At 56.9% G+C, this 18,467-nt stretch carries 19 protein-coding genes, 1 tRNA gene, 1 pseudogene and 1 riboswitch; of the genes and pseudogenes, 6 read left to right on the plus strand and 15 right to left on the minus strand.

Annotated elements, in window-relative coordinates; translation table 11 throughout:
- Positions 1–49: 49 nt before the first annotated feature.
- A riboswitch (cobalamin riboswitch) is annotated at positions 50–248 on the minus strand.
- 50 nt (positions 249–298) lie between these two features.
- A complete protein-coding gene (locus PH256_RS05010; protein ID WP_270913223.1) occupies positions 299–1,843 on the minus strand; it encodes an oligosaccharide flippase family protein in 1,545 nt (514 codons plus the stop codon).
- 186 nt (positions 1,844–2,029) lie between these two features.
- Between PH256_RS05010 and PH256_RS05015 the strand changes: the two genes are divergently transcribed.
- From PH256_RS05015 to PH256_RS05025, 3 genes are all read left to right on the plus strand, one after another.
- Complete coding sequence (locus PH256_RS05015; protein ID WP_087183719.1) at positions 2,030–2,845, plus strand: purine-nucleoside phosphorylase; 816 nt, start codon at positions 2,030–2,032, stop codon at positions 2,843–2,845.
- 24 nt (positions 2,846–2,869) lie between these two features.
- Complete coding sequence (locus tag PH256_RS05020) at positions 2,870–3,700, plus strand: Mrp/NBP35 family ATP-binding protein (protein WP_164496674.1); 831 nt, start codon at positions 2,870–2,872, stop codon at positions 3,698–3,700.
- A 233-nt stretch (positions 3,701–3,933) separates the two neighbouring features.
- Positions 3,934–4,545 (plus strand): DUF1643 domain-containing protein, encoded by a 612-nt coding sequence (locus PH256_RS05025; RefSeq protein ID WP_270913224.1) that lies wholly within the window; start codon positions 3,934–3,936, stop codon positions 4,543–4,545.
- Between the two features lie 45 nt (positions 4,546–4,590).
- On the opposite strand, the gene PH256_RS05030 is transcribed toward PH256_RS05025, so the two are convergent.
- The 11 genes from PH256_RS05030 to PH256_RS05080 all read right to left on the minus strand — a co-directional run bounded on the left by PH256_RS05030 (position 4,591) and on the right by PH256_RS05080 (position 13,255).
- On the minus strand, positions 4,591–5,280 hold the full coding sequence (locus tag PH256_RS05030; RefSeq protein ID WP_270913226.1) for a FadR/GntR family transcriptional regulator: 690 nt from the start codon (positions 5,278–5,280) through the stop codon (positions 4,591–4,593).
- The gene (locus tag PH256_RS05035; RefSeq protein ID WP_270913227.1) at positions 5,255–5,863 is read right to left on the minus strand and encodes a cytidylate kinase-like family protein; all 609 of its coding nucleotides are present in this window, start codon (positions 5,861–5,863) and stop codon (positions 5,255–5,257) included. The genes PH256_RS05030 and PH256_RS05035 overlap by 26 nt, the downstream gene beginning before the upstream one ends.
- A gap of 18 nt (positions 5,864–5,881) precedes the next feature.
- Entirely contained in the window at positions 5,882–6,574 is a 693-nt protein-coding gene (locus PH256_RS05040; protein WP_087184635.1) for an LrgB family protein, read from the minus strand.
- The gene (locus PH256_RS05045; protein WP_087184634.1) at positions 6,567–6,929 is read right to left on the minus strand and encodes a CidA/LrgA family protein; all 363 of its coding nucleotides are present in this window, start codon (positions 6,927–6,929) and stop codon (positions 6,567–6,569) included. The genes PH256_RS05040 and PH256_RS05045 overlap by 8 nt, the downstream gene beginning before the upstream one ends.
- A gap of 156 nt (positions 6,930–7,085) precedes the next feature.
- Positions 7,086–7,427, minus strand: coding sequence for a phenylpyruvate tautomerase MIF-related protein (locus PH256_RS05050; RefSeq protein ID WP_270913228.1), 342 nt, complete (start codon positions 7,425–7,427; stop codon positions 7,086–7,088).
- Positions 7,428–7,484: 57 nt separating this feature from the next.
- On the minus strand, positions 7,485–8,792 hold the full coding sequence (locus PH256_RS05055; RefSeq protein ID WP_270913230.1) for an alpha-amylase family glycosyl hydrolase: 1,308 nt from the start codon (positions 8,790–8,792) through the stop codon (positions 7,485–7,487).
- Positions 8,793–8,910: 118 nt separating this feature from the next.
- Entirely contained in the window at positions 8,911–10,077 is a 1,167-nt protein-coding gene (locus tag PH256_RS05060) for an AI-2E family transporter (protein WP_270913231.1), read from the minus strand.
- A gap of 51 nt (positions 10,078–10,128) precedes the next feature.
- Complete coding sequence (locus tag PH256_RS05065; protein WP_058966056.1) at positions 10,129–10,671, minus strand: hypothetical protein; 543 nt, start codon at positions 10,669–10,671, stop codon at positions 10,129–10,131.
- A 1-nt stretch (position 10,672) separates the two neighbouring features.
- Complete coding sequence (locus PH256_RS05070; RefSeq protein WP_270913233.1) at positions 10,673–11,323, minus strand: J domain-containing protein; 651 nt, start codon at positions 11,321–11,323, stop codon at positions 10,673–10,675.
- A gap of 25 nt (positions 11,324–11,348) precedes the next feature.
- A complete protein-coding gene (locus tag PH256_RS05075; RefSeq protein WP_270913234.1) occupies positions 11,349–12,215 on the minus strand; it encodes a DUF5685 family protein in 867 nt (288 codons plus the stop codon).
- A 245-nt stretch (positions 12,216–12,460) separates the two neighbouring features.
- On the minus strand, positions 12,461–13,255 hold the full coding sequence (locus PH256_RS05080) for a polysaccharide deacetylase family protein (protein WP_270913236.1): 795 nt from the start codon (positions 13,253–13,255) through the stop codon (positions 12,461–12,463).
- Positions 13,256–13,372: 117 nt separating this feature from the next.
- Here PH256_RS05080 and PH256_RS05085 point away from each other — a divergent pair, with 117 nt between their 5' ends.
- Both PH256_RS05085 and PH256_RS05090 read left to right on the plus strand, forming a co-directional pair.
- On the plus strand, positions 13,373–14,557 hold the full coding sequence (locus PH256_RS05085; RefSeq protein ID WP_270913237.1) for a DNA recombination protein RmuC: 1,185 nt from the start codon (positions 13,373–13,375) through the stop codon (positions 14,555–14,557).
- Between the two features lie 65 nt (positions 14,558–14,622).
- Positions 14,623–14,707, plus strand: a tRNA-Leu gene (locus PH256_RS05090).
- Positions 14,708–14,892: 185 nt separating this feature from the next.
- Here PH256_RS05090 and PH256_RS05095 read toward each other — a convergent pair.
- From PH256_RS05095 to PH256_RS05105, 3 genes and pseudogenes are all read right to left on the minus strand, one after another.
- Positions 14,893–15,723, minus strand: a pseudogene (locus tag PH256_RS05095) (SDR family oxidoreductase).
- A gap of 15 nt (positions 15,724–15,738) precedes the next feature.
- Positions 15,739–16,245, minus strand: a complete 507-nt coding sequence (locus PH256_RS05100) for a flavodoxin (RefSeq protein ID WP_087184627.1) — start codon at positions 16,243–16,245, stop codon at positions 15,739–15,741.
- Positions 16,246–16,391: 146 nt separating this feature from the next.
- Complete coding sequence (locus PH256_RS05105) at positions 16,392–17,297, minus strand: LysR family transcriptional regulator (RefSeq protein ID WP_270913238.1); 906 nt, start codon at positions 17,295–17,297, stop codon at positions 16,392–16,394.
- Positions 17,298–17,548: 251 nt separating this feature from the next.
- Here PH256_RS05105 and PH256_RS05110 point away from each other — a divergent pair, with 251 nt between their 5' ends.
- Entirely contained in the window at positions 17,549–18,382 is an 834-nt protein-coding gene (locus PH256_RS05110; protein ID WP_270913239.1) for a hypothetical protein, read from the plus strand.
- Positions 18,383–18,467: the final 85 nt, after the last annotated feature.

Below are 18,467 nucleotides of genomic sequence, written 5' to 3' on the forward strand. Positions count from 1 at the left end.
TTGCCCTGCGCACGTTTGGTCCGTCCGGCGCGAGGGTTCCTGCCTTTGGCAGTGATTCATCCGTCGGGCAGGTCTTCCGGCTCAGGCCTTGCGCGCACCGGCAGCGCCTTCCCGGGAAAACTCCCCAGTGGCTTTTCCTGCCAATGCTCAGCCTTTACGGCGGCGGTCCCGCATGGGCATTGCACCCATTTCCCTATTCTCCCGGCCAGCCTTTTGCGGCTCCGGGCACCCGGCGGCGATTTAACCTATATACTATACCACAAAACCGGATGTTTGTATAGGCAAAGCGGTCATAAATTCAGGCGGCGCTGCCTGCGGGCTTTCGCCTGGTCAGAATGGCCTGCACTGCGTCCCACAGGCCGAAGCGGAGCATCAGAAGGCAATAGAGTCCCCCGGTGACCACGCAGCCCAGCAGCAGCTGCGGCCAATCACCACTCACTCCCACCAGGCGCAGGGCCCCCTGCCCCAGAACCGCCGAAATCAGGAAAATCAACGCGGGCTGCACAAACCACCGATACCAGCGGGTGCGGATGCGGGCCACCTTTTCAATGCGGAAGATGTTCAGCAGCGCGGACAGCACATTGGAGCAAATCATCACAAACAGAAAGCCCTTCATGCCCATGCGCGGCATGAGCAAAATCACCAGACCGATGCGGATGAGGGAATCCCAGATGCTGTAGCGGAAGGTGGCCACCTCCTCGCCCAGGCCCTTCAGAATGGAATCGCCCATGGCATCCAGATACATGCCCGGCAGCACCGGAGCCAGAACTGCCAGATAAAAGCCGATGGTCTCGTCGTGGTAGAGAATCCGGCCCAGCGGATAAGCGTACAGGGCAATCAATCCCCCGGCCAGCACCGAAAAGGTGGTGGTGAACAGCATGATGCGCCCCACCAGCGTTTCTAATGTTTTCTGCCGCCCCAGAATGTGCGCCTCAGTAACCTCCGGCATCAGCAGGGTGGCCAGCGGGGTGAGGAAGGAAAACGGAAACAGCAGTATCGGCATGGCCATCCCCTTAAGCGCGCCGAACTGAGCCAGCGACTTCTCCCGGCTGCCCAGAAAGGCCAGCAGGCAGGCGGGAACCAGCGTGTTTTCCACCGTGTGGAGGGCACTATCCAGGCAGCGACCTCCTTCCACCGGGGCCAGAATGCGCCAGATTCGCCCTGAGGTGCCCCTGGGCACCTGAGCCGGGGCATCGCCGAAGGTCCGGTTCATATCCCGCCGGTAGTACCACATCACCAGCAGGGTAGATACAACCTCGCTGACCATGCTGCCCACCAGCACCGCAGCGCAGGCGTACTGCACACCCCGCTGCACCGCACCGGGAAGAATCAGCAGCACCAGGACAATACGGATGATCTGTTCAAAAATCTGACTGACCACATTGGGACCTACCTTGCGTCGGGCGAAGAAATAACCCCGGGCCGCCGAGCCCACTGCCATGAAGGGCAGACTGGGCGCCAGCAGTGCCAGCGAGGGCGCTGCCCGTATATCCCCCAACCAATAGCGGGCGGCAGGCCAGGCCAGTACCAGCTGCACCACCCCTGCAGCGAAACCAAAGGCTAAGGCAAGCGCCATCACCCGGCCCAGAACTCCTTTTGCCCGGCCGGGCTGCGGGCGGGCCAATTCCTCTGCTGCCAATCGGGTGGCAGCTACCGAAACACCCGCGGTGGCCACCGTGATGCACAGGCTGTAAAGCGTGAAGATCAGCTGATACAGGCCCATACCCTCGGCCCCGATGCGCGCGGCGATGTACACCCGGAAAAACATACCCGCCGTCCGCAGCCCCAGGCCAGTGACCGTGAGGATCGCCACATTCTTCAAATAGGTTTTCAGTCTGCCCATGGGCCCACCCTTTCTTTCGGCTTGAACTGCCTGTTTCATGGATATGCCGGGCGGGATATGCGTATGACGTTTGCTTTTTGTTTGTTGGCTACTTCTTTTCTTTTGTTGACAGGTGTGGTAAAATCATAACCGGATATTTTCACTTTGCCCGCGCACTTTCGGCGACGGGCCGCAGGAGGATTTACAATGATGATGGAAACCATTCAGCAGGCGGCCGACCTGCTGCGCAGCCGTCTGCCCGAAACGCCCACCGTGGGCATCGTTCTGGGCAGTGGTCTGGGCGGCCTTGCCGACCGCATCGAAGCACCGGTGTATGTGCCCTACAGCGAAATTCCGGGCTTTGCGGTCTCCACCGCGCCGGGTCATGCGGGCCGCTTTGTGGCCGGGCAGCTGGCAGGCAAGCAGGTGCTGTGCATGCAGGGTCGGCTGCATTACTACGAAGGCCACTCCATGCAGGACATCGTGTTCCCCATCCGGGTGATGAAGGCTCTGGGCGTGGAAACCCTGATCCTGACCAACGCCGCGGGCGGTGTGAACACCAGCTTTTCGGTGGGCGATCTGATGCTGCTGGAGGATCACATCAACTTTATGGGCGCCAACCCTCTGACCGGCCCCAACGATGAGGCTGTCGGCCCCCGTTTCTGCGATATGACCTTCGCCTACACCCCGGCGCTGCGTGAGCTGGCGCTGCAGGTGGCCGAGAAGCAGGGCGTTGCATTGCAGAAGGGTGTGTATCTGGGCTACATGGGCCCCAGCTACGAGACCCCCGCTGAAATCCGGGCCTTCCGTACCCTGGGAGCGGATGCAGTGGGCATGAGCACCGTACCCGAGGTGATCGCCGCCAGCCACTGCGGACTGAAGGTTCTGGCCATGAGCCTGATTACCAACATGGCCGCGGGCATTGAAAAGAAGAAGCTTTCCGGTGATGAGGTCATTGAAATTGCCAACCAGCGCGCACAGGTGCTGCAGAATCTGGTGAGCGGCATCATTGCCGAGCTGTAATAGAAAAAAGGAGAGAAACAAATCATGAGCGAATGTTCGCATGATTGCAGCAGCTGCAGTCAAAACTGCTCCAGCCGTCAGAACCCTCAGGATTTCCATGAGGCCCCCCACAAGCTGAGCAGCATTAAGAAGGTTATCGGTGTGGTAAGCGGCAAGGGTGGCGTCGGCAAGAGCATGACCAGCGCCCTGATGGCTGTGGAGATGCGCCGCCGTGGTTACGGCGTGGGCATCCTGGACGCCGACATCACCGGCCCCTCCATCCCCAAGCTGTTCGGCATCCATGGCCGTGCCATGGGCGACGAGAACGGCATCTGGCCCATCGAGAGCCGCATGGGCATTGATGTGATGAGCATCAACCTGCTGCTGGAGCACGAGGAGGACCCCGTTGTATGGCGTGGCCCCGTGATCGCCGGCGCGGTGAAGCAGTTCTGGCAGGACGTGATCTGGAAGGACGTGGACTTCCTGTTTGTGGACATGCCTCCGGGCACCGGTGACGTTCCCCTGACCGTGTTCCAGACCCTGCCCGTGGACGGCATCATCGTGGTTGCCAGCCCGCAGGAGCTGGTGAGCATGATCGTGGGCAAGGCCGTGAAGATGGCTCAGATGATGAACATTCCCATTCTGGGCGTGGTGGAGAACATGAGCTACGTGGAATGCCCGGACTGCGGCAAGCAGATCAAGGTATTCGGCGAAAGCCACGTGGACGAGGTTGCTGCCAAGTACAACATTCCCGTTCTGGCCAAGTGCCCCATCGACCCCAAGCTGGCAGAGTGTGCCGACCAGGGCCTGATCGAGGTGTATGGCGGCCAGTACCTGAATGCCGCAGCTGACGCGGTGCAGGCACTGCTGAAGTAAGCCATCCGAACTTATGGGAGGCGCCAAACCACCGAAGGAGTGGACCCGGATGTTCCGCGAGCATCTGACCGCTGGTTATCTGCTCGGCTTTCTTGTGATCGTTGCGGTGATCTTCATCGCCGGAGCCGTTTTCTGGTCCACCGCCTTATTCTGAACCGAATGCCCCGTGGCAAGCCGGGTGATTTTCCCGCCTGCCCGGGGCATTTCTCATATCCCCAAGGAGGTATTTCCCCATGCACATTCCCGCCTGCGAAACGCGGCAGCTTGAGATTCTTACCTTTCAGCAAGCCATGGAGCACCGGGACCAGAGTGCCGAATACGACCGGAGCCGGTGGCTGTATATTCCGGACTTTTACTCGGAATACCGGTACATTTTAGGCACGGTTGGCAAGCGCCCGCTGATCACCATTGGCATCAACCCTTCCACCGCCGCTCCCGACGCGCTGGACAACACCCTGAAATCCGTGCAGCGCATCGCTCTGGGTAACGGTTTTGACTCCTTCATCATGTTCAATGTGTACGCCCAGCGAGCCACCAACCCGGACCAGATGGACAAGGAGTTCAACGAGCCTTTACACCGGGAGAACATGAACGCCTTCCGCTGGGTGCTGGGGCGCAGCGGCGAACACCCGGCTCTGTGGGCGGCCTGGGGCACCATCATCGAAAAGCGTCCCTACCTGAAGCAGTGCCTGGCGGACATGATGGAGCTGGGCCAGCAGTTTGGTGCGGTGTGGTATCAAGCGGGCAAGCCCTCGGTAAAGGGGCATCCCCATCATCCGCTGTATCTGAAAAAGGACTCCGCTCTGGACCCCTTTGACGTGGCTGCCTACCAGGCAAGTCTGTAAGAAAAAACACCCTGAACCCGTTTTCACGGGATCAGGGTGTTTTTTTCATTGAATCAACCGGAAGTGCTCCGCCAGTGCGGCGTGGCCCAGTGGAGCATCGCCGGTTTGCAGCGCCTTCAGAATCCGGCGGTGGGTATCCAGCAGAGGGGTGCGGGTGGCCTCGTCCAGCTGGGCAAGCGTCTCCCGCCGGTAAAGATCCCCCTGGCTGGAAAGTGCCTCCATGATCGCGGCGATGAGCTGATTCTCCCCCGCCTCGATCAAGCTCCGGTGAAACCGGCTCTCGGCCTCTTCCAGCTGGCCCGGCTCCTGTGCCTGCTCCATCGCCTGCACCGCCTGTTCCATCGCCTGTATTGGCTGTGGAGGAGCAAGGCGCACCGCCCGTTCGTAAGCGGCACCTTCCAGACTTTCACGCAAGGTAAGGAATTCTCCCCGGTCACTCTGGCGAAGCAGCAGCATCATGGAAAGGATGGAGGAAAACCCCTGCCCGGCCTCGTTCACCAGAAAACTGCCCTGCCCGTGCACACTGCGCACAAAGCCCATGTTTTCCAGCTGGCGCAGCGCCTCCCGCACCGAGTTGCGGCTAAGTCCCAGCTCCGCCATCAGGCTACGCTCAGAGGGCAGCTTCGCTCCCAGGGTCAGCTTGCCCTCCAGAATCTGGCCTTTCAGGTATTCCAGTACCAGATCATAGGTGCGGACAGTGGATTTTTCCTCACTTGCCGGCGGTTTCGTTTTCATCCAGCAAACCCCTCCAGCGCAGATAGTTGAGAATCATCTCCACGCAGCCGTCCACGCCCAGGATACCGCTGTCCAGGCAGAGCTCATAGCCTTCGGCCTGGCCCCACTGCTCACCGGTGAAATACTTGTGGAACTCAGTTCGCTCCTCGTCTACCTCCTGCATGCGTACCGCTGCCTTTTTCGGCGAGATGTTCTCCAGCTCAGCAATACGCTGGCAGCGGATCTCGGGAGCAGCATGGATAAACACACTTACGGCATTTGCATCCGGGCGGAAAATCACATTGCCGCACCGGCCGATCAGCACACCGCTGTGATCCTGCATCAAGGCGCGAATCCGGCGGAACACCGTTTCGCTTGTTACGGCAGGTTCCTCATTCATGGCAATGGCATAGAGCAGGCTGTTCACCGGCCGCTCCTCATAAAAGGCCTTGACCTCGCTGTAATCCGGTGTGCTGCGGGCAATGGACATCAGCTTTTCCTTGTCGTAAAAATCCACACCCAGGCGCTCGGCCAGCTTTGCGCCCACCAGACGGCCACTGCTGCCGTATTGACGGCCCACCGCCACGATCAATGGTTGTTTCATGGTTATCCCCTCCGCAGATTACATAAATTGGGCAAACACAGAAGCGCCCACCACGGTGCACAGGCCCGCCACCGCAATGGCCAGGCTGCTCATGGCACCTTCCACCGCGCCCAGCTCCATGGCCTTGGCGGTACCGATGGCATGGGCGGAGTTGCCCAGCGCCAGGCCCTTCGCTACCGGCTCATGGATGCGGAACAGCTTGAACACGCCATCCGCGATCACATTGCCCAGAATACCGGTAATGATGATGGAGGCCACGGTAATGGTAACAATACCGCCCAGCTCCTGGGACACACCCATACCAATGGCCGTGGTGATGGACTTGGGCAGCAGCGTCACATATAGCTCGTGGTCCAGCCCGAACAGCTTGGCACAGGCCAGCACGCCCACAAGGCTTGCCAGAATGCCGGACAGAATGCCGCAGACCACCGCCTTCAGGTTTTCCTTCAACAGGCTCAACTGTTCATACAAAGGCACCGCCAGGCAGACCGTGGCCGGAGTGAGCAGGTAGGACAGATACTGCCCGCTGGCGTTATAGCTTTCGTAGTCCACGCCCAGCACCAGGTTCACACCGATCACACAGATCACCGCGATCAGCAGCGGGTTGAGCACTGCCAGACGAAATTTCTTTTTCAGCGCAAGGCCCAGCTCGTAGGCCAGCAGGCTGACCGCCGCCCCATAAAACAGCGACGAGGCAAAAAACTCACGCATCCTTCTTCCCCTTTCCCCTTTGGATCACAAACTGAGTGGCCCGGCCGGTGACGGCCATCACCAGCACAGTTGTGAACACCACGGTGATGACCACCGGCCAGAACACCGGGGCCAGGCTGGGCCAGGCATCGGTCAGGCCCACTGCCGCCGGAATAAACATAACCGGCATAATCTCGATGAGAAACAGTGCCGCCTCCCGCACCTGGCTTACCCGGAGCAGGCCGGTGCACAGCAGCACCAACAAAATGACCAGCCCGTATACGCTGGCCGGGATCGACAGAGGGATGACCGCCTTAAGCACCTCGCCCACAAAGGAGATGGCAAGAATGCGAGCCGCTTGCTTTAAAAACTTCATTCTACTTCCCCACTTTATCCAAGCATTGTATAACTGGTAGGACCAGTTGCGTTTTTGATTATACGGCGCGGGTCCCATCTTGTCAAGGCTGCGGATAACAGAAAACCGCCCGCGAAGGAGTGTTCTCCCCCGCGGGCGGTTTTCATAAAAGACTGGTCAGAAATTGCTTCCGTTCCAGCCCCAGAATTCCGTTTCTGCGTATTTTACATAAATACGGTCCGGTTGCAGATCCAGTGTGCTTTCCAGAATTTCGGTAATGCGGCTGGTCAGATCATCGTAGGCATCGTAGCGGGCACCGCCGTACAGGCTCACCTCGGCCAGAGCCGCCGGGGCATCGCTGCCCGCAAACCACAGATGTGCATCACCGGTGAAATTCAGCATCAGCCAGTTTTCGTTTTTGCCGGGCAGAATCTCGATGGCGCGGCCCAGCTGCGTTTTCAGCATCTCCTCGGTATTGTCCGGGATAGACGCATTGGTTACGATATGAATATAAGGCATGGGAGTGATTCCTTTCTCATTATGAAACAAGAGGGCTTACAAAATGGGACGGCGAACTTACTCGGTACGCCAGAAGGCCACACTGTAGGGCGGCATCTGACTGCCGCCGCCGAAGTCATGGTCCGCACCGGTAATCAGGTCCACCGCGCGGCCGGCCTGAGCATCAAAATGGGCAGTATAGGTCTCGCCAGAAGCGTTTACCGCCACCAGCACCCGCTCATCCTCAAATTTACGCTCGAAGATAATCTGGTGATTGGTGAGCATCACATTGCGGTAGCTGCCATAGCACAGAGCCTTGCTTGCCTTGTGAGCTGCCGCCAGCTTGGCGATCCACTCGGTAAGCTCATTTTCCTGGGGCAGCTCGATAGCCGGACGCAGGGCGGCGTCGCCATCGCTCTTTTTGCCCTCGATGCCCCACTCGCTGCCGTAGTACACCGCCGGAGTGCCGGGCATACCGAACAGAAGGCCATAGGCCGGGCGCAGGTGTTCCTTGTTCTGCAGAATGCTGGCAATGCGTTCCACATCGTGGTTATCCAAAAAGGCCAACAGATGCTTGCCCTTGTAGAGGGTCCACTGCTCGGGGCCGAACTGGCGGGCCAGACTATGGCCGATCTCGAACATATTCATGCAGTTGAAGCTGGAATACAGACCCTTGTAGCATTCGTAGTTGGTGACGGAGTGGCACATCTCGTCGTTCATCCAGCGGTTGTAGTCCCCGTGCAGGGTCTCGCCCATCAGTGCGAAATCCTCCTTCAGACCGGAGGTGAAGCTGCGCAGCTGCTTTAAGAACTCCGGCGCCAGGCTGTAGGCCACATCCAGACGCAACCCGTCGATGTCGAACTGCTCCACCCAACCGCGGATGGAACGGAACAGATAATCCACCACCGCCGGGTTGTGGAGATTCAGCTTGACCAGCTCGTTATGGCCTTCCCAGCCTTCATACCAGAATCCGTCGTTGTATTCGGTGTTGCCGTCGAAGCTGACGTGGAACCAGTCTTTGTAGGGGCTGTCCCACTTTTTCTCCCGCACGTTCTGGAAGGCCCAGAAGCCCCGGCCCACGTGGTTGAACACGCCGTCCAGCATGACGCGCAGACCAGCCTCATGCAGCGCCGCGCAAACCTTTGCAAAGTCCTCATTGGTACCCAGGCGGCAGTCCACTCGGGTCATATCCCGAGTATCGTAGCCATGACGGTCGCTCTCAAACAATGGGTTGAACAGCACGGTATCTGCCCCAAGAGCTTTGATGTGCTCCACCCAGTCCAGCACCCGGAGAATCCGGTGTTCCTGCACCCCGTCGTTCTCCGCGGGCGCACCGCACAGGCCCAACGGATAGATCTGGTAAATCACTGCTTCGTCAAACCACATATCGCGTTCTCTCCTTTATGCCCAAAAGGCATCCGTTTCTGCTTTCCAGTATACCATAGATTTGCCTAAAATTACACAAAAAAACGCGCACAGAGCGAAAACTCTGTGCGCATTTTGTTTATTGGTTTTCCGGGAGTGTTTCCTCGCCGGGAGCAGCCGCTTCCGGCTCCAGGGGTTCACCGTTTGCGGTAATGCCCTTGGCCTTCAGCCGGTCAGCCAAAAAGTCGCTGGTGAGCGAATAGAGCACCGCAAAGGTGGGCACGCCCACCACCATACCGGCAAAGCCAAACAGGCCGCCGCCCACGATGATGGCCACCAGCACCCAGATGGCGGAAAGGCCGGTGGAATCGCCCAGGATCTTGGGACCCAGAATGTTGCCGTCGAACTGCTGGAGTGCCAGCACGAAGATGGCGAACTTGATGGCATCGATGGGACTTGCCATCAGCAGAATCATAACACTGGGAATCGCACCAATGAAGGGGCCAAAGAAAGGAATCACATTGGTCACACCCACGATCACGCTGATCAGCAGAGTGAAGGGCATTCCCAGCACACTCATTCCCACAAAACAGATCACGCCAATGATGGCGCTGTCGATAATTTTTCCGGTGATAAAGCCGCTGAACACCTGGTTGGCATGGCTGCAGACCGTAAGCACCCGCCGGGCCTTGGGCAGCGGCAGAAAGGCATAGGTAATCTTGTGCAGCTGGCCCAGCAGCTTGTGCTTGTCCATCAGCATGTAGACCGAAGCGATGAGGGCCGTGAGGGCGCTTACCACACCGTTGCCCACCGCCATGCCGTAGTTGAGAATCTCCGGCATAAATCTTGTAGCCAGCTGGGTTGCCTGATTCATCAGATCCGCATAAGAGACCAGCATGCCGGAAGTGACCTCCGGATCAATGTTCAGCCGGTTTCCCCAGTTGTTCACCACTCCATTCAGATTATCCAGATAGCCGGAAGCATTGTTGATGAGCATGGTTACGCTTTGTACCAGCTGCGGGATCACGAAGCTCAGCAGCAGCACCAGAACCGCCACCGCCAACAGGTAGCTGATGAGGATGCTCAGTATCCGCCGTCCGCCCAGCTTCTGTTCAAACCAGCGCACCGGCGCATCCAGCAGGTAAGCAATCACAAAGCCCCAAATAAATGGTGCCAGCACATCCATTACGGTTTTCAAGGCACCGTGGACCAGGTCCAGATTGGACATGGCCAAATAAAAGGTAATTCCGATCAGAACCACCGCCAGGTTGGAAAAGAAGCGGTGATTCGGCCGCCATTTATTCACACTGTTTCCTCCGTTAAAATCGATTCCTTATTGTTTCACTTCTGCCGGGATTCACAGCATCCGCCGCAAACGGGGCTGCATTTTGAGCACGTACACGTGCAGCAGATTGTTCAGCGCCGCGTCGTAGATCCAGAAACAGGCATTGCCCATGACCAGAAGCGCCGCCAGCATCCACCGTGCCGTCTGAGCGAATTCGTCCACCAGGCTCGGCATCGGAAAAACGAACAGCAGAACGCTATACATTGCCAGCACCGCACCGTTGAAAAATGCCACCTTCACCAGCGCCTGCAGCGCCTTACCGGGAATTCTTTGGATGTACGCTTTTAGAAGCGGATAACACCCGAAGAAGAAGACGAAGATCGCCGCCATCTCCTTATCCGGCACAAAAAGCACCGAAAGCACACTGATGGCCCCGTAGCTCACCCAAGCCAGCCGCATTCCGCATTCCACGGCTACCGGCATCAGCAGAAGTCCGCTCATTGCCGGAGCGCAGAAGGTTGCAAAGGGTATGATGCTGCCGCTGAGCATCAGCACAATGGAAAGTCCGCACATCACACCGCACAAAGCGACCCGACCGCTTTGCCGCCTGCGCATCTCAGCAGCACCCCTGCCCGCCGCAGCTGCAGCAAAGATCCATGCAATACATGGCCATGCACATATCGCAGCAGCTGCAGCCCACCGCATTGGCCTGCGCGCCGCCATAAGGCCCGTAAGGATTGCCCGGCATCTGGCCCTGTGCGCTGCTCTGCAGATTGTGCAGGGCAGCCGCATACTCCCGGTTGGCCGGGTCCAGCCGGCATGCCTGCTGGAAGTAACGCAGCGCCTCGTTCATCCAGCCCTTGTAATAATAAGCGCTGCCCATCAAAAAGTTCCACTCGGCGTTGGCCGGACCATTGGGAATGCTCTGCAGCTGGGCCAGAGCCTCGTCTGCCCGGCCCGCACGGATCAGGGCACGGATCTCCGGATAGCTGCCGGTCGCCCCCTGAGGACCGCCGTTCTGCTGCTGGCCGGGATTCTGACCACCATAAGGATTCTGCGCGTTATTACCGGAAGCACCGGTGCGCAGCTCGCTCATCACCGTATCAAACGCCTCGTTGATCTGCTCCATCTTGCGCTCGGCGTCTTCACGCAGGGGACCTGCCTCGTAATTTTCCGGATTGTACTTCTGCGCCAGCGCCCGATAGGCCGCCTTTACCTCTTCCTCGCTTGCGCCCCGCGCAAGGCCCAAAACCTGATATGCGTCCATTTCTCTTCTCCCTTTTCATTCAAATTCAGTTCAACCCGCCGCGCCGTGCACCGCGGGCCGGCATTCCCGCCCGCTGAATGCTGCCGGGAATGCCCAGAAAAATAATGTTATCCAAAATCGGGCGGTTCAGCCGCAGTTCCAGCAGGTTGTAGCAACGGGCCGCCTCGCCCGCCGCCAGCCTGCACTGCAGCCTGGCCTGCTCCACAGCCTGTTCCTTGTTCAGGCCGTTTTGCACAAACACGTTGTACCGGTGCTTTTCCCGGTCCTCTTCGTAGTCCTCCGCCGCGTCCAGCCAATAAAGAATCTTGCCCAGAAACAGCCCCAGACGGCGCAGCACCCGTTCCTGATTCGGCGTTTGCGCACAGGCCGCCAGGATTTGAGCCGTCATATTGCCGGTGGGCTCAGCCGCTTCGTCGTAAAAAGCAGTCTGCTTTTGCTCCACCTGCTGCTGCAGCTCAGTCTGACGGGCCAGCTCTGCGTCGATTTCAGGATAAAAGACCGCCGCCCGTTTGTAGGCCCGCCGCAGCAGTAAGCGCAGTGTACGGGCCGCCAGCCGTTTAAAAAAGGTCTCGTCCGCCTCATCGTCCACCAGCTTGTACCAGCTGAGCAGCACAAGACCCGCAGCTGCCAGCCGCAGACCCTGAGTGCCCTTCTGCATACAGCGCTTCTGCAGAGGATTGGCGATGCACCGCTCCCGGCAGGGACTGCCGGTCTCACCGGAAAGGCCGTCGGCCAGGAGCGCCACCGTAACCAGATCGTAGTTCAGCAGCATCCGGGGCAAAAAGCCGTAATCTGCCTTGAGCTGCTTGCACAGGCCACAATACATGGCCCGATAGCTCTCGAACTCCTTCACTTTCATCTCCGGTTTTTCCGGGGTGACATATCCGAACATTCTGCCGTTTCCTTTCCGCGTTCAATGTGGAACCTTGGGCAAACACCTGGGCAGTACCGCATAAGCAATTCTCTCTGGAATTATGCGGTATTGCACTAGGTTATCATACAATATTTTATCGCGCTTTACAACGAGAATACGCCGTTTCCCGACAAAGTTCCAAAAAAATTTACAAAGAAAAACCCCGGACCTGGCCGGGGTTAAAAACAGGAGTCGGAACACCGACTGCTCCGTCCCCTCCGCTTTTAAATCTGCTGATCCAGTTCACTGATGCCGCAAAACCGATAGCCATTTTCCGAAAACCAGTCAATGATATCCGGCAGGGCCTCCACGGTGTTTTTCGTGGCCTTGGTATCGTGCATCAACACCACACAGGTGGTTTTGCCCTCAGCCTCCTTCACCACGTTTTCGTAGATCGTCCCGGCACTGGGGTGACCTCCCGCCGCATCTTCCGCGCAGACGTTCCAGTCCACATACCGGTAGCCCTTTTCCTCCGCCTGTTCCTTCAGAGCTTTCATGATCCCGCTGCCACCATATTTGTGGCTCACCGTGTTGGTGCTGCCGCCGGGAAACCGCAGCCAATGGATGGTATCCAGATCCACATAGGGTTCAATGGTCTGGCGCAGCTGCTTGATGTCTGCCCAAAAGGCGGTGGTACTTTCGTAAATGGTCTTGTAGCTGTGGCTATAGCTGTGAAGGCCGATCTGGTGCCCCTCCTCGGTCATGCGCTGCAGCAGCGGAAGATATTTCTGGTTGTTCTCGGCCCCCACCACAAAAAATGTGGCGCACACGCCCTTTTCCTTTAAGATATCCAGCACCGATTCTGTGGTAGCGCTGGGGCCGTCGTCAAAGGTCAGAAATACCCGCTTTTCCTGTTCTGGTGTTTCGCTTTGCCCCGCTGCTGCCGGAACCACCGGCACGTTGGTCAGGTCCGCATTGCTGCATACCGCACTCTGCCCGGCAGCCCAGAGCATTGCCCCAGCCACTGCCGCGCAGCATACCCCCCATGCTGTCAGCCAGAAAATGCGCTTTCGTTTCATGGATTCTTTCATATCCGATCCCCTCGTTTTCCGTTGTTGATTTGCCCCGGCAAACCTTTTATACTTATAGCTATGAAGTTCGGGGATGGGTTATCCCCTTTTTTGAAGGAGAAAAATATGGAAATCGCAACCCTTATATTGGCCGCCCTGGCCTGTATCTTCAGTCTGCTGACCCTGCTGCGCCGCCCGCCGCAGAGTGATCTGTCCGGTGAGGACCTGGAAAAGGTGCGTCAGGATCTGCTGGCGGAGATTCGTCAGACTCGTCAGGAACTGAGCGGCCGCGTGATGGCCGGTATGCAGGCGGGTGCCAACCAGACCGAACAGAAGCTGGAAAGCATTCGCACCACTATGGAGGTCCGGCTGAACTCCATGCAGGCAAGCAACGATCGCCGTCTGAACGAGATGCGCCAGACCGTGGACGAGAAGCTGCAGAAAACCCTGGAGGACAAGCTGCAGAAGAGCTTTGGTCTGGTGAGCCAGCAGCTGGAGATGGTCTATAAGGGCCTTGGCGAAATGCGCACCCTGGCTGCCGGTGTGGGCGACCTGAAAAAAGTTCTGAGCAACGTGAAAACCCGCGGCATTCTGGGCGAAATTCAGCTGGGGGCCATTTTGAATGAGATCCTGGCCCCGGAGCAGTTTGCGGAGAATGTGGCCACAGTGCCCGGCAGTTCCGATCGGGTGGAATTCGCTCTTCGACTGCCCGGCGACGGGGATGGCCAGGTATGGCTGCCCATCGACGCAAAATTTCCCTCGGACGCTTACTCCGCTCTGCTGGCCGCTTACGATCTGGGCGACCGGGCCGCAGTGGAGACTGCCGCCAAGGAGCTGGACAAACGCATCCGCAGCTTCGGCAAGGACATTCACGACAAATACATTGCTCCGCCTCACACCACCGACTTCGGCGTGATGTTCCTGCCGGTGGAAGGCCTTTATGCCGAGGTGGTGCGCCGCGGCATTGCCGAGCGGCTGCAGCGGGAATACAAAATCGTAGTGGCCGGCCCCACCACCATGGCCGCGCTGCTGAACAGCCTGCAGATGGGCTTCCGCACCCTGGCGATTCAGAAGCGATCCAGCGAGGTCTGGAAGGTGCTTGCCAGCGTGAAAGCGGAGTTTGACACCTTTGGCCAGGCGCTGGCTCAGGCACAGAACCGGCTGAATCAGGCCAGCCATGAGCTGGAAAATCTGGTAGGCGTGCGCACCCGTCAGATTCAGCGCAAGCTGCGTCAGGTGACCGAACTTCCGGCGGATAGTGATGTCGCTGCCATGCTCGGCCAAGACAGCCTGGAAGAAAATGAAAGTTAAGTATTGACTTTTTGCTGTAAACCTGATAAACTATTTCTTGCGGTCGCAATCGGCCGCAGGATTATGCGAGGGTGGCGGAATCGGCATACGCGCATGTTTGAGGTGCATGTGGTTTTTACCTTGAGGGTTCAAGTCCCTTTCCTCGCACCAAAGTTGCTTATCAAATCAGTTGGCAAACAGTTAGTGATTGCTTTTGATTGTAAGCGTTGAAAAGAGCTCCGGATGACCGGAGCTCTTTTTTGTTCGCAAAGGCAGAGCCTGCTCCCCCTATATTGAGGCAGCAGGCTCTGCTCTTTTTATGCATTATGCACCCGGCTCGAATTCAAAAATAAGTCTTATCTCTCCGGCTTCAGCGAACCGTAAAAATAAGAGGCCGTCGCTCCACCATCAATGAGAAAGTCCGCCCCTGTAATGAAGGCCCCTTTGCTGCCCATCAGCAGCTCTGCCACATTGGCCACCTCGTCCGCCGTACCGGGACGTCCCGCCGGACACCTGGCAAACATATTTTTGTAGAAATCCCCGCGCGGGCCGTTAAACTCATCGATCGCCAGTGGCGTAACAATAATTCACGGAGAGATGGAATTGATTCTAGCGCCCTTTTCACCCCATTTTACAGACTCGGCCATAACACGCTTTTCATTGCACCGTTTGGCCAGCTGATACGCGTGGAGCGTATCCCGGATATTCTTCGGCTGAAGCAGTGGTAATTTTAAAAGTTCCTCGGTGGGAGTACAGGCCAGCTGCTCGTCTTCCTCCGGGGTGAGCTGCTTCATCCGATGGCCGGACTGACTGGAAATAGTTACTCCCACACCGCCGGGGGCGATCACCGTCCCAATCTCCTCCAGCAGGACAGCTGTTCCATACAGGTCCACCTTCAAAATCTCCTCCACGGAAGCCTGACTGGGCGAGACGCCTGCGGCATTGACTAGCATGTTGATCTCGCCGTATTTTTGCGCCTCAGTGATGATGTTTCGGATTGATGTCCGACTGGAAAGATCCATCTCCATCGGAACCGCATCAAACCCGGCATCGTTCATAGTCCTGGCGATTGTCTGCGCATTCTCCGGTTTTTTGTCGCCAATTACACTCTTCATTCCGTATCCCATCCGGCGAGCAATGGCCATGCCGATCTGCCCTGCGCCGGTCAATATCATTACCTGTTTCATCGCAATTCCCTTTCTTTATTGGTTAAGCCAGCGCAGCACAAGGTCTTTGCTGCAATCCACGTCGGAACCGCAGATTGCCAGACCTGCCTTAACATCAGCACCCTTGCAGGTGCGGGCGATATTCCGTTCCGTCCCACCCAAGCCACTCCCCTCATGGGTACAAAACGGATGAATGTTTTTTCCGGCCCAGTCAAAGGCTTCCAGGAATGTATAAACCGCCATGGGCAGATCGCCCCAGTAGTTCGGGTACCCCAAATAGATTTCATCATACCCGTTCAGATTCTCCGGAAGCTCCACCAGCTCCGGACGTGCATTGGACCGTTTGTCCGCCATCGCCTGATCAATGCAGCTCTTATAGTCGGGCGAGTAGGGTTTCTTCTGCTCGATTTTGAACAGTTCTGCCCCCGTCACATCTTTGATTATGTGTGCCAGCTTTTCTGTATTGCCGACTTCAACAAAACGGTACTGCCCACCGAAGTAGTTTTCATCGGCCCGCGAATAAAATATGACAAGTTTTGCCATTTTGAATTCTCCTCCCTTTGTTCTGCTTTTATTATAAAAAGCGCTCCATGACCTATCAATTTTAATTTCAGCCGTATTAGATAAGTTTATCTTATACAAAAAGGCTGCCCTCGCAGAACGAGAGCAGCCCCAAACAGACCGGAGCGCTATTCAAATTTACGTTTTAAAATATATGCAAACTCTTCCACATAATAACCGGAGTTGTCCTTTTTCCAGAACAGGCAGTGGTTGCGGGAAATTCGCTCCTCTCCGCGATAAAGAGGAATGCGGCGGATGGACGCACCGAAGGTCATAACAGAACCATTGCCTTCCTCCGGTAAAAAGCCCTGTCCGCTAATGACCATCATCCGCGCTTCCTCCAGATTTTCCGCATAGAGAATCTCGCTCTGTATACCAATGATGGTCCGGTAAAACTCTTTTTCCGCAGCTTGCTGTTCTTTGGACGCCACAAGAATGCAAGGAATATTTTTCAATTCCTGCACCGTAACGGAAGGAAGTTCCGCCACGGGGTTGCGGGCCGTCAGCTCAACATACATTTTGTTGGTTGCCAAAACTAAATTGACATATTCATCAGAAAAAGCACGGCGCTGATCGTTGAGTACCAGATCCGCGCCACCGGTGCGCAGCAGGTCAAACAAATCTTCATGGTTTCCGTACAGCAGTTGAAGGTCAATGCGAGGATATTTTTCTGCGAATTCCTCCAGCGCCTGATGAACCTCCGGGCTATTATGGCTGCGCAGGTAGCCGATTTTCAGAACCGCTTCATCTCCCCGGGCAATCTGAGCGGCTTCGCTGCACATCTGCTCATAATCCGCAACCAGGATCAGGCTCTTTTTATAGAAGTGCTCCCCTGCAGCGGTCAATACAAATTTTCGATGATTCCGTTCCAGCAGGGAAAAGCCCAGTTCCTGCTCCAGCGCCTTGATCTGCTGCGAAACAGCAGACTGTGGAATATGGCATTCCTCTGCTGCTTCTGAAAAACTGTTGTTGCGCACAACCGATTGAAAATCGGAATTTGACGAAGCATACTCCCCTCCTCCTGCCTCAATCACATTTTGATGATTCAGTTTTAAATATTATATCACGAGAAAAAAGGCAGAAGCAAAACTTATCCTTTCGAACTGCTCTGTGACAGGTTTTGTTGTTTTTACGCTCAAAAAGGAATATAATGGCAGTATATCCACATCCGGGAAATCCTCTTTTCTCTTGCGGCTTATGAAAAGAGGGGCGAACGTCTCACCGCTTTACATCCGGATGTGGCCATCACAGGAGGAATTGCAAGATGAAACGAATGCTTATTATTTTGTCTGCACTCACGGTATTGCTGGCCGGGTGCGCATCCGCACCTGCACAGCAAGGCTCCGCCATCGAGATGCGCGTTTCCGACGGCTGGATTGAGTATACCAACGATGGGCAAACCTGGACCCAGCTTGTGGCTCTTGACGAATTGAAAGGTGAGGACGGTCAGGATGGTGCTGATGGGGAAAATTCTCCGTCGGCAGCAGGAAGTTCCTCTTCTGACGTGCAGGTCGTACAGGGAGAAAAAGGCGACAAGGGTGACAAGGGCGATCCTGGTGCTGCAGGTCCGACCGGAGCGCAGGGAGAAAAGGGCGATACCGGTGCGCAGGGTCCGGCCGGGGAAACTATCGTCATCGCACCGCAGCCCACCAACACTCCCAGTGATCTTCAACTGGAAAGTCTGAGCATTGGTGGTCAGCCATTTGTGGGCACCAGCGGAGATTATGTGGTTCTTGTGGCCTGCTTCTCCCCTTCCGACTCCACTCCGGCGTTTGAATGGAGCTGCAGCGGCGGCGAGATTCTGGGCAACACCGAGACCGTACTTTTTGTGGCCCCGGCGAACGACAGCTTCACGGACAAGACATACACTGTTACGGTAACTGCCGGCGGCAAAACCGCCTCCAAGGATATCGTAGTGAAGGGACGGCCTCTGCCCACTGCGGCACCAACTCCTGCGCCAACCGCCGCACCTACTCCAGCTCCCACCGCTGCTCCCACACCTAAACCCACCGCTGCTCCAACCGCTGTACCGACTCCGGCACCAACGGTTGCGCCCACACCCGAACCTGCCCCAACAGAAGTCCCGGCTCCTACCGAGGCACCTGTATTTCCGTGGTGAGTCAATTTTGTTGTGTAAACAGGCACTTTAAAGCATCCTCCAAGGCCTACAGCAAACAAAAAGCTTTTCCAAACATGTCCGCCTT

The sequence above is a fragment of the Allofournierella sp. CML151 genome (assembly GCF_027853465.1).
GTDB lineage: Bacteria > Bacillota > Clostridia > Oscillospirales > Ruminococcaceae > Allofournierella.